Origin of the sequence: Paenarthrobacter sp. CM16 (assembly GCF_013179505.1) — a bacterium.
In the GTDB taxonomy this organism is placed as follows: Bacteria; Actinomycetota; Actinomycetes; order Actinomycetales; family Micrococcaceae; genus Arthrobacter.
Window position 1 is genome coordinate 1 of the sequence record NZ_JABMCX010000187.1, and the last position, 9,408, is coordinate 9,408.

Annotated in this window: 12 protein-coding genes; 5 read left to right on the top strand and 7 right to left on the bottom strand. The window is 61.3% G+C overall.

Annotated elements, in window-relative coordinates; genetic code table 11:
* Positions 1 to 157: 157 nt before the first annotated feature.
* The 3 genes from HP499_RS15940 to HP499_RS15950 all read right to left on the bottom strand — a co-directional run bounded on the left by HP499_RS15940 (position 158) and on the right by HP499_RS15950 (position 2,654).
* Positions 158 to 598, bottom strand: coding sequence for a MarR family winged helix-turn-helix transcriptional regulator (locus HP499_RS15940; RefSeq protein WP_172325209.1), 441 nt, complete (start codon positions 596 to 598; stop codon positions 158 to 160).
* Positions 599 to 654: 56 nt separating this feature from the next.
* Positions 655 to 2,073, bottom strand: a complete 1,419-nt coding sequence (locus HP499_RS15945) for an HNH endonuclease signature motif containing protein (RefSeq protein WP_172325210.1) — start codon at positions 2,071 to 2,073, stop codon at positions 655 to 657.
* A gap of 77 nt (positions 2,074 to 2,150) precedes the next feature.
* Complete coding sequence (locus HP499_RS15950) at positions 2,151 to 2,654, bottom strand: GNAT family N-acetyltransferase (RefSeq protein ID WP_309138403.1); 504 nt, start codon at positions 2,652 to 2,654, stop codon at positions 2,151 to 2,153.
* 115 nt (positions 2,655 to 2,769) lie between these two features.
* On the opposite strand from HP499_RS15950, the gene HP499_RS15955 reads away from it, so the two are divergent.
* The 5 genes from HP499_RS15955 to cycA all read left to right on the top strand — a co-directional run bounded on the left by HP499_RS15955 (position 2,770) and on the right by cycA (position 6,667).
* Positions 2,770 to 3,099: a PadR family transcriptional regulator gene (locus HP499_RS15955; protein ID WP_026542986.1), complete on the top strand. Its 330-nt coding sequence runs from the start codon at positions 2,770 to 2,772 to the stop codon at positions 3,097 to 3,099.
* Between the two features lie 2 nt (positions 3,100 to 3,101).
* Positions 3,102 to 3,467, top strand: a complete 366-nt coding sequence (locus tag HP499_RS15960) for a DUF1048 domain-containing protein (protein ID WP_172325211.1) — start codon at positions 3,102 to 3,104, stop codon at positions 3,465 to 3,467.
* A complete protein-coding gene (locus tag HP499_RS15965) occupies positions 3,464 to 4,273 on the top strand; it encodes an ABC transporter ATP-binding protein (RefSeq protein WP_172325212.1) in 810 nt (269 codons plus the stop codon). The genes HP499_RS15960 and HP499_RS15965 overlap by 4 nt, the downstream gene beginning before the upstream one ends.
* Complete coding sequence (locus HP499_RS15970; RefSeq protein WP_172325213.1) at positions 4,270 to 5,031, top strand: ABC transporter permease; 762 nt, start codon at positions 4,270 to 4,272, stop codon at positions 5,029 to 5,031. Before HP499_RS15965 ends, HP499_RS15970 begins: the two co-directional genes overlap by 4 nt.
* A gap of 175 nt (positions 5,032 to 5,206) precedes the next feature.
* Positions 5,207 to 6,667: a D-serine/D-alanine/glycine transporter gene (cycA, locus tag HP499_RS15975; RefSeq protein WP_172325214.1), complete on the top strand. Its 1,461-nt coding sequence runs from the start codon at positions 5,207 to 5,209 to the stop codon at positions 6,665 to 6,667.
* Between the two features lie 84 nt (positions 6,668 to 6,751).
* Here cycA and HP499_RS15980 read toward each other — a convergent pair whose 3' ends face one another.
* From HP499_RS15980 to HP499_RS15995, 4 genes are all read right to left on the bottom strand, one after another.
* Positions 6,752 to 7,090, bottom strand: a complete 339-nt coding sequence (locus HP499_RS15980) for a hypothetical protein (protein WP_172325215.1) — start codon at positions 7,088 to 7,090, stop codon at positions 6,752 to 6,754.
* A gap of 135 nt (positions 7,091 to 7,225) precedes the next feature.
* Complete coding sequence (locus HP499_RS15985; RefSeq protein ID WP_172325216.1) at positions 7,226 to 7,984, bottom strand: ABC transporter ATP-binding protein; 759 nt, start codon at positions 7,982 to 7,984, stop codon at positions 7,226 to 7,228.
* On the bottom strand, positions 7,981 to 9,015 hold the full coding sequence (locus HP499_RS15990) for an iron chelate uptake ABC transporter family permease subunit (RefSeq protein WP_216660064.1): 1,035 nt from the start codon (positions 9,013 to 9,015) through the stop codon (positions 7,981 to 7,983). Before HP499_RS15990 ends, HP499_RS15985 begins: the two co-directional genes overlap by 4 nt.
* On the bottom strand, positions 9,008 to 9,408 hold a 401-nt coding region (locus tag HP499_RS15995), incomplete at its 5' end, for an iron chelate uptake ABC transporter family permease subunit (protein WP_172325217.1). The genes HP499_RS15990 and HP499_RS15995, both read right to left, overlap by 8 nt.

Consider the following 9,408-nt stretch of genomic DNA (forward strand, 5'->3'; position numbering starts at 1 on the left):
GTGGCCCACACCGCCTTGGGCTGCTTGAGGAAGGAGGCTTTCTCCGCCTCCAGCGTGGTTTCGATGGTTGTTTCGGCGCTTGCTGAAGCGTCAGCCAACTGGCGTGACATTCAATGGCTCCTTGTCGGTGCTGGTCTTATTAGTCCTGCGGCTTTTCTTAGTTCTGGAATGAGCTGTTGAGCTTGGCGATGACCGGCAATGCTGCGGCGAGGTGCTCAATTTCTTCGCTGCTGAGGTCCGCCAGAAGTTCGGCCACCATGGCATTGCGCCGCTGATTGGCAGAGCTAACCGCGGACGTCCCGGATTCAGTAATGACTACCTGCACCGCGCGGGAATCGTCGGGATCCTGCTGGCGCGTAATCAGGCCGGCGCGCTCGAGCTTGATGATCTGCTCCGTAGCACTGGGAACCTTGATACCCAGATTCCTGGCGATATCGCCCACGCGGAGGCCGCCGTCGGAAATCATGGACAGCAGGCTCAGTTGCGCGGCAGTAAGGTCACCGTCGGGATCGAGCCGGCGGAACATGTAGACGCCGAGGCGCAATGACTCACGAAATTCCTGGGCGAGATCAAGTAACCGAGGATCAAAGGTGCTCATACTTAGGTATCCTAATAGTTAGGGTACCTAAGAGTCAACAAACCTGACCTCGGGGACTAAAGACCCCCAGCTGCCTCGACCGGCGCACCCGTTGATCGAAGATGGCCAGGAAGTGGCGGCGCCGATGATCGGTAGGCATGCCCTGTTGGTGTGCTGACTTCCAAAGTGTGCACATCCTCGGGCACCTGACGGGCCGCCCAGCCAGGATTTTCCTTGACGTGATTGCATGCTTCGCAGAGCCCTGCACCATTGGTCACTGTGGTGGCGCCGCCCGAATGCCATGGCACGACGTGATCGATATGCCTGATAGGTGCATCACAGTAAGGAGTGCGGCAGGCGTCATCCCGGATCTCGATAAAACGCCTCAATCTCGGGGGAAAGAGCCGCGCCTTGGAGTCCATAGTGATGAGATCCCCGGTGGAAGGCGCTGTGTAGAGGCGGCGAAGCCATACAGTGAACTCCGGATCCGGCGTTGACACCGGGCCGCCGCCCGAGGTGGAAGGCTCCTGCCCAGGGGTCTTGTCCGCTTGAACCGCACCGGCGCCGACCAATGCCCTCGCCCACTCAGCGGGGACTATTCCGTAGCCCTTCAACCGGGCAGGTTCACTGTCACCCTGCAATAACGTGCGGTCCGTCATGATGAGCTCGAGATCGACTCCGCTGATACCGCCACGCCTGCCGGTGACGCGTTCCACCAAGGCATCCGCCATAACTTGGCCCCGATTCCGGGGGTCTCCGCCGGCGCGCGCGGAGTCTGCCTTTCGAGAAAGCGCGGCATAGACGGCAACGCCATGGGAAACAGGAAGCAGGGCGGTCAGGTATGTCATGGCGTCCGGCGCGGGGCGCAGGCTGACAGTCCGCTCTGTGGCAGCGCGGCTGGCGCGCTGGGAAACGGTGCGGGGATCGCGCCGATAGGCGGCGGCTTTGGCCGCGGCGATGATTGTTTTGTCACCGACGCCCTCAAAGGTACCTTCATCAGGCGCGAGTTCCTCATCAACGGCACGCCGATCTTCCAGGGAGAGGCAAGCTGTTTCCTTCACGAGCAACGTGGCACGCCACTCGTTGAGCTGGCCCGATTCCAAGGCGGCCATGGTGCGCGGCATCTCCCTCACCAACGCTTTCGCCAACCCCAGAAGGCGCGAGCCCCGGCTTGGTGACTCGCGGCGCGCCAGGGCGATCTGCACTCCGGAACCTTGCCCTTGCTCCGATGCTGGAACACCGGCGAGTGTCTGCTCTTGCCGTTGCGCAAGGTCGAAAGCCACCGCGGCATGGGCCTGAACGCCGGCAACGGCGGACTTCAGGCTCTCTAAATCGCGTAGCTGATCAATCAACTGAACACTGGAGGACCCCAACCGGACGGCCTTCAGCAGGGTGATAAGGTCCGAAACATCGATCGCGGAGTCCCTGGCCTTATGGCCGACTCCGGGTTCAAGTGAGCCACCACCAACACCTTGCCGCTCTTGAATCTTCTCCATAGCCCCACCCTTCCAGCGGGCCCAGGGCCCCATAAGGGCGGAATCGCCCTATGTGGAAAACAGTGAGGAGCCAGCCCCTAAAGCGTCAGCTTCATGCCCTCATGGCTGGCGACGAACCCCAAACGCTCGTAGAAACGATGCGCCGCTACGCGGGATTTGTCGGTGGTGAGCTGAACCAGGGAACAGCCCCGATCCCGCGCCTGGTCAACAGCCCACTGGATCATCAGCGCCCCAACACCTTGGCCCCGGAGGACATCAGCCACCCGGACCGCCTCGATCTGAGCACGCCAGGACCCCTTGCGGGACAGCCCTGGAAGGTAGCTGAGCTGGAACGTGGCCACCACCTCGCCGGCGAGTTCGCCCACCACCAAAAGGTGCGACGGATCGGCGTCGATCGCCTCAAAAGCCTGCTCGTACGGCGCTAAATCGTCGGCACTTTCGCGGACGGCGCCCAGCTGATCGTCCACGAGCAACGCGAGGATCCGCGGCAGGTCGCCCCTGCGGGCGCGCCTGAGGGTGAAGGTTCCACCCTCGACGGCGGCGGTGAACAAGGCGGGCACGGTACCGGATGGAGTAGTCACTACCCCAGCATGCCACTTGGCAAAATATCTTCAGAACTCAGTATTGCTAAGTACCGGTACTTAGTTCTACTATGTAGTGGTAGCTAGTAATACTGAGTAGCGAGGGAGCTGTCCGATGGGCAAGCAGATGACAGAGATGCTCAAAGGCACATTGGAGGGCATAGTTCTAGCCCTTCTGACCGGGAAGGCAGCGTACGGATACGAAATCACCACGCTGCTCCGGGAGCAAGGATTCACCGAGATCGCTGAAGGCACCGTGTACGCGCTGCTGGTCAGGATCGAGCAAAAGGGGCTGGTGGACGTTGAGAAGCGTCCCTCCGAAAAAGGGCCGCCCCGCAAGGTCTACACGCTCAATGCGCAGGGCCAAAAAGAACTGAACGAATTCTGGAACACCTGGAGCTTCTTGTCCGGACGGATTGAAGAGCTCCGCAAGGAAGGAAAGTAACCATGGCAGCAAAATGGATCGAACTGGTCACCGGGTCACTCGAGCAGAAGAAGCAGTACAAGCAAGCCAAAGGCCGCATGGATGCACTGCCTGAGCCCTATCGGACCGTAGCGTCGGCCTTCAACCGCTACCTGATGTACTACGGCGGCGTCACCGACGGCGACACCATGGTCCAGATGTTCACGGACCTGGCAGACCTGTGGGAAAGGGCTGCTATTGAAGGCACACCGGTGTCCGAAATGGTGGGCGAAGATCCGATCGAATTCGCCGAAACCTTCGCCCAGGCGTACGGCGGCAAGCGCTGGATCGACAAGGAACGCGAGCGCCTGAACAAGGCAATCGACAAGGCGAAAGAAGCGGAATCATGACTGCTGCGGCAATACAAGTAAAGGGCATCGAAAAGTCCTATAAGGATCTCCATGTACTCCGCGGAGTCGATTTCGAGGTAGCCCCCGGCAGCATCTTTGCTCTGCTGGGCTCCAACGGAGCGGGCAAGACCACTATGGTGAAAATCCTCTCTACGCTGCTGAAAGCGGACGCCGGTGCGGCCGCCGTCGAGGGCTTTGACGTTGCCGCCGAGTCGCTTCAGGTGAGGCAGTCCATCAGCCTCACCGGTCAGTTCGCCGCAGTGGACGAAGTCCTCTCCGGCAAGGAGAACCTGATCCTGGTAGCGAAACTCAGGCACTTGAAGAATCCGGGCGAAATAGCCGATGACCTGCTGGCGCAGTTCAGCCTCACCGAGGCGGCGTCCCGCAAGGTGGCGACGTACTCGGGCGGCATGCGTCGTCGTTTGGACATCGCCATGAGCCTGATCGGTGATCCGAAGGTGATCTTCCTGGATGAGCCAACCACCGGCCTCGACCCCGAAGCGCGCCTTGAGGTGTGGCAGATCGTCAAGAATCTCGCCCATCAGGGGACCACAGTCCTGCTCACCACGCAGTACCTAGACGAAGCCGAGCAGCTCGCGGACCGGATCGCGATCCTCCATGAGGGACGCATCATCGCAAACGGCACTCTCGCCGAACTCAAGCAGCTGCTGCCGCCGGCAAAGATCGAATACGTCGAGAAGCAACCAAGCCTGGAGGACATCTTCCTGTCGCTGGTGGGTACGGGCACAGGCACAGGCGCCGGAGTTCAAGCAGGCAGCAACGAGTCAGTAAAGGACAGGTCATGAGCACCCATTTCTTCGCCGACACATCGGTCCTGCTGGGCCGTTCCATGCGGCACATCTTCCGGAGCGTGGACACCATCATCACCACCGCGATCACCCCGATCGCGCTGATGCTGCTGTTCGTTTACGTGTTCGGCGGCGCCATCAGGACCGATACCGATAACTACGTGAACTACCTGCTGCCGGGCATCATGCTGATCGCCATTGCTTCCGGCATCGCCTATACGGCCGTCCGCTTGTTTACGGACATGCAGAGCGGCATCTTCGAGCGGTTCCAGTCCATGCCGATCGCACGTTCGTCGGTCCTGTGGGCCCACGTGCTGACATCGCTGGTGGCCAACGGGCTCTCACTGGTGATCATCGTCCTGGTGGCGCTCCTCATGGGTTTCCGCACCTCGGCCAACGTGCTGGACTGGCTGGCGGTCGCGGGTATTCTGGCACTCTTCACCTTGGCACTGACGTGGATCGCCATCATCGCCGGTCTCTCAGCCAAATCGGTGGACGGCGCAGGAGGCTTCTCCTACCCGCTGATCTTCCTGCCCTTCATCAGCTCGGCCTTTGTCCCGACGGAGACCATGCCCGGCCCGGTGCGCTGGTTCGCCGAGAACCAGCCCGTGACGTCAATCGTGAACACCATTCAGGATTTGTTCGCGCAACGCCCGGTGGGCGGCGACATTTGGGTGGCCCTGGCCTGGTGCCTTGGGATCCTTGTTGTTTCCTACGCCTTTGCCACGGCAGCCTACAAGCGTCAGATCGCCTAGCCGCCGCAGCACAGTGAACACCGCCAAACCACGGCCTAAGCTCCTCTTTTCCACAAGGGGAGCTTTCGCCATGCAGACCGATTCGCCATTTGTCAGGCATTGGCTATAGCTTTATCGAACACATTTGTAACGGCCGTCACTATTGTGGCGGGTCCTTCGAAGGGTTCTTGAACTAATGTCCGATCAGACAACACAGGGGCAGCTCCGCGCCTCCAGCAGGGACAGCGAGCCCCACCTGTCACGCTCGCTCAGCAACCGCCACATTCAGCTCCTGGCCATCGGCGGCGCGATCGGAACCGGCCTGTTCATGGGCTCCGGCAAAACCATCTCCGTTGCCGGGCCTTCCGTGATCTTTGTGTACATGATCATCGGCTTCATGCTGTTCTTCGTCATGAGGGCCATGGGTCAACTGCTGCTGTCCAACCTGAACTACAAGTCCTTCAGCGATTTCGCGGGCGACCTCCTGGGCCCTTGGGCAGGATTCTTCACCGGATGGACCTACTGGTTCTGCTGGGTGGTCACGGGCGTCGCCGATGTCATCGCGATCGCGGGCTACGCCAACGAGCTCTGGCCGGGAATCCAACTCTGGATCCCGGGCATCGCCACCATCATCATCCTGCTTCTCCTGAACCTGCCCACCGTGAAGGCTTTCGGTGAGACCGAGTTCTGGTTCGCCCTCATCAAGATCGTGGCCATCGTGGCGCTGATCGTGGTGGGCCTGGTGATGATCTTCACCGGCTTCCAGTCCAACGCAGGCACCGCGAGCTTCACCAATCTCTGGAGCCACGGCGGGTTCTTCCCCAAGGAATTCATGGGCTTTGTGGCCGGATTCCAGATCGCAGTCTTCGCGTTCGTGGGCATCGAATTGGTGGGCACCGCCGCTGCCGAAACCAAGAACCCGGAGCACAACCTCCCCCGCGCCATCAACGCCATTCCCCTGCGCGTCATGCTGTTCTACGTAGGCGCCCTCATCATCCTCATGTCCGTCACCCCGTGGACCGAGTTCAAAGCAGGCCAAAGCCCCTTCATCGCCATGTTCTCGCTGGCCGGGCTCGGCATGGCAGCTACCGTGGTCAACCTCGTGGTGCTTACCTCGGCCATGTCATCGGCCAACTCGGGCATCTACTCCACGTCACGCATGGTCTACGGCCTGGCCCACGATGGCGACGCCCCCAAGCTCTTCGGCCGCCTTTCCAGCCGCAAAGTACCCCAGAACGCACTGTTCCTGTCCTGCGTCCTGCTGCTGGCCGGCGTCGCGCTTCTCTACGCGGGCAAGGACGTTGGCGTGGCGTTCGACATGGTGACCACCGTGTCCGCTGTCTGCTTTATGTTTGTCTGGTCCATCATCCTGGCCAGCTACCTCGTGTACCGCAAGCGTCGCCCGGAGCAGCACGCGGCCTCACCGTTCAAGATGCCCGGCGGCATTCCCATGGTGTGGGTGGTCTTCGCGTTCTTCGCCTTCCTTGTGTGGGCGTTGACCACGCAGCCGGACACCCTCACCGCATTGCTGGTGACGCCCATCTGGTTCGCCATCCTCGGCATCGCGTACGCAGTAGTCCGTAAATCGCCCCTGCATCAGGCCCGCGTGGCTGAATGGAAGGCGATGTCGGAAGCGGAAACCGCAGCAGTACGTTAGCCGCGAAAGCAGAAAGAGTACGACGTCGGCACCCGGCTTGGGTGCCGACGTCGGCGTTTAACTCACATCACCGGAGAGCCGGTATCACCGCGGCTGGGCCGGGTTGGTGGGAACACCCTGGGACGGAGGGTTGATCGGCGGGCCGGACGTTGCCGGGCTGACGGGCGAACCCGTGCTGGTCCGGCTGACCTCGGGCGTGCTGGGCGAGGTGCTCCCGCTGGGCTTAGCGCCGTTCTTGAGAGCCTCGAGCCGGTGCTCCAGGATCTGGACGACGGGGAGCCTGTTCCCATGCGCGTGCTCGTAGTTGAGGAGCTGCTCGATCCCGCCCTCATCCAGGCCCGAGATTCGGGACGGCAAGGTTCCACTGGGAATGTGATCGTAGTCAGCCAAAGGCAGTTCATTGTGCTGAGGGGTGTCGTTCACTGAAGATACCTCCTGTTTTCCGCTGCCGGGCCACGCTCCGGTCCGGCGATCCACATCAGCGATGCTGCCAAAGTAGCAGCCTTTTTCCTCGAAAGTAAGGTTGCTGACATTCCTTCGGGCCTGTATGCCGGAGCGTCAGGCGAAGTACACGCCGATGCGGTTGCCGTCGATTTCCTCGATGCGGATATCGATGTCATAGACGTCGTGCAGCATCCCCGCACGCATGATCTCCGATGGCGTTCCCTGATGGATGAGCCGGCCGTTCTTCATGGCCAGGATGGTGTCCGAGTAGCAGGACGCGAAATTGATGTCATGGACCACCAACACGATGGTCTTCCCTAGCTCGTCCGACAAACGCCGGAGCAGGCGCATCATCTCCACGGAGTGCTTCATGTCCAGGTTATTCAGCGGCTCATCCAGCAGCAGGTACTCAGTGTCCTGCGCCAGGACCATCGCAATGTAGGCACGCTGCCGCTGACCACCGGAGAGCTCGTCAACGAACTTGTCCGCCATGGACGTCAGATCCAACTGACGGATGGCCTCGTCCACATACTCAAGGTCCTCAACAGTGGGCCGGCCACCACTGTGCGGGAAGCGCCCGAAGGCCACGAGATCGCGCACGGTAAGCCGCATTGTCAGGTGGTTTTCCTGCCGGAGGATGGCCATGGTCCTGGCCAGTTCCATGCTGGGGGTGGCCGTGACATCCAGTCCGGCAACTGAGACTCCCCCGGCATCCATGGGCTGCAGCCGGCTGATCAGGGAGAGCAGCGTCGACTTGCCCGCACCATTGGGGCCGATGATGGACGTGATGCCGCCGCGGGGAATCTCGCAGGTCACATCGTCCAGCACGGTGGTGCCGCCGTAGCGCTTGGTGACGTTCCGGACGGTAATCATTTCAGCGAGCCTTTCAGCAACAGGTAAAGGAAGAGGATGCCCCCGGTGAACTCGATGATGACGCTTAGGGCAGTGGCAAAGCCGAACACGCGCTCCAGCAGCAACTGGCCGCCAACCAACGCAATGGCACCAATCAGCACCACGATCGGCAGCAACCAGGCGTGCCGGAAGCCACGGCAGAGCTGATAGCCGAGGCTGACCACCAGGAGCCCGAAGAACGTCACGGGACCCACCAGGGCGGTGGAAATCGCAACGAGCAGTGAGCAGGCAAGCAACACCCTCATCACCACACGCTTGTGGTCCACGCCGACGTTGATGGCCACTTCACGGCCCAGCGCCAGCACGTCCAAGGTGTGCCGCATGCGCCACACGCCAACGCACACCCCGGCAATCAGCGCAGCGGAAACCGCCAGCAGCCCCGGGTCCACATTGTTGAAGCTGGCGAAGAACAGGTCCTGCAGGATGATGAATTCGCTCGGTTCCATGAGCCGCTGCAGGAGCGATGAAAAACCGCGGAACAACGTCCCCAGAACAATCCCCACGAGCAACAGCAGATGCAGGGATCGCGTGGCTCCGGTAAACATCCACCGGTACAGGAATGCACTGAACCCCACCATCAGCAGGATTTCGACGCCGAACTTCAGCGTGGACGGCGCGGTGGCCAGCGTCGCGGCACCGGCAACGAACGCCAGGGCAGTCTGAACCAGGATGTACAGCGAATCGAAGCCCATGATGGACGGCGTCAGGATCCGGTTGGCAGTCACCGTCTGGAACAGCAGCGTGGAGACGCCCACCGCCACGGCCACCAGGAGCATCGCGGACACCTTGATGACGCGGCGCGGCAGGATGTAAGCGATGTTGCCCTTGAGGTCGATCGTCAGGAAAACAGCAACAAGCACGACGGCGGCAATCGCCAAAATGGCGATCACCAGTCCCGGCGGGGTGCTTCGGATGGCGTCGCGCCAGCGGGCCACCGCGGAAACGGGCGCAACTGACTTCAGGGGCCTTGGCGTCAGGGAAGTTTCAGGCATTGCGTTTCCTCAACAGCAGGAAAAGGAAAAGGATGGCGCCAAGAACTGACATGACCATGCCCACGGGAACCTCGTAGGGGAACCGGATGGTCCTGCCGATGATGTCGCACACCAGCACGAACGCTGCTCCAAAGAGCGCCGTCCAAGGAACAGCCCGGCGGAGGTTGTCGCCGAACAGCAGCGAAACAATGTTGGGGACCACCAGGCCGAGGAACGGCACGGCACCCACGGTGGTGACAACCACAGCCGAGATCAGCGAGACGATCATCAGCCCCAGCCGCATGGTGCGGGCGTAGTTCAGGCCAAGGTTGGTGGTGAAATCCTGGCCCATGCCGGCCACCGTGAAGCGGTCGGCAGCAAAGAGGCCCACCAGCACCAAGACAGCAACGATCC

Excerpts from the sequence above, each read along its gene's own strand:
- HP499_RS15940 (WP_172325209.1), bottom strand. The coding sequence starts at position 598 with ATGAGCACCTTTGATCCTCGGTTACTTGATCTCGCCCAGGAATTTCGT.
- HP499_RS15945 (WP_172325210.1), bottom strand. The coding sequence starts at position 2,073 with ATGGAGAAGATTCAAGAGCGGCAAGGTGTTGGTGGTGGCTCACTTGAA.
- HP499_RS15955 (WP_026542986.1), top strand. The coding sequence starts at position 2,770 with ATGGGCAAGCAGATGACAGAGATGCTCAAAGGCACATTGGAGGGCATA.
- HP499_RS15960 (WP_172325211.1), top strand. The coding sequence starts at position 3,102 with ATGGCAGCAAAATGGATCGAACTGGTCACCGGGTCACTCGAGCAGAAG.
- HP499_RS15965 (WP_172325212.1), top strand. The coding sequence starts at position 3,464 with ATGACTGCTGCGGCAATACAAGTAAAGGGCATCGAAAAGTCCTATAAG.
- HP499_RS15970 (WP_172325213.1), top strand. The coding sequence starts at position 4,270 with ATGAGCACCCATTTCTTCGCCGACACATCGGTCCTGCTGGGCCGTTCC.
- cycA (WP_172325214.1), top strand. The coding sequence starts at position 5,207 with ATGTCCGATCAGACAACACAGGGGCAGCTCCGCGCCTCCAGCAGGGAC.
- HP499_RS15985 (WP_172325216.1), bottom strand. The coding sequence starts at position 7,984 with ATGATTACCGTCCGGAACGTCACCAAGCGCTACGGCGGCACCACCGTG.
- HP499_RS15990 (WP_216660064.1), bottom strand. The coding sequence starts at position 9,015 with ATGCCTGAAACTTCCCTGACGCCAAGGCCCCTGAAGTCAGTTGCGCCC.